The organism is Citrobacter sp. TBCS-14 (assembly GCF_005280805.1).
Classification (GTDB): domain Bacteria; phylum Pseudomonadota; class Gammaproteobacteria; order Enterobacterales; family Enterobacteriaceae; genus Citrobacter; species Citrobacter gillenii.
Genome location: NZ_SZWM01000045.1, coordinates 1 through 522, shown reverse-complemented (window position 1 = coordinate 522; position 522 = coordinate 1). Strand labels below are relative to the sequence as shown.

Sequence of the window (522 nt, the reverse complement as noted above, 5' to 3'; positions counted from 1 at the left end):
GGCACGCAAAGCGTGCCCAAAGAGAAATTAGAAACGGAAGGTTGCTGTTGCAACGACCTGACGTTCTGCGCCCCAGAAGCAGCCATAGGTTTGGAAGCAACTAGAAACGTATTCACGGTCCAGCAGATTGGTAACGTTGACGGCAACACTAGAGCCTGCCATACCAAAACGCGCTAAATCGTATTTAACAACTGCATCCATCACAGCAGCACTTCCCACTTTAAAGGTGTTTGCAGGATCGCCATAGCTAGANTGCAGGATCGCCATAGCTAGAACCGATAAAACGTCCACCGGTTCCCAGTGTCAGTCCCGACAGAACGCCTTCGTTAAAGGTATAATCGCCCCAGAGTGATGCCATATGTTCAGGAACTTGTTCTACGTTGTTCCCTTTGAGATTGGTATCCTTGGTATATTCCGCATCAGTGTAAGTATATGAAGCTGTCACATTGATATTGGCATTCAAGGCCGCTTTAGCTTCAAATTCAAAGCCCTGAGAACGTACTTCGCCTGACGGAACTTGCA

Annotated in this window: 1 pseudogene; it reads right to left on the bottom strand. The window is 47.8% G+C overall.

Annotated features, from left to right (window positions below):
* Positions 1-27: 27 nt before the first annotated feature.
* Positions 28-522: pseudogene (locus tag FDX22_RS00205) on the bottom strand (TonB-dependent receptor domain-containing protein); the annotation flags it as partial.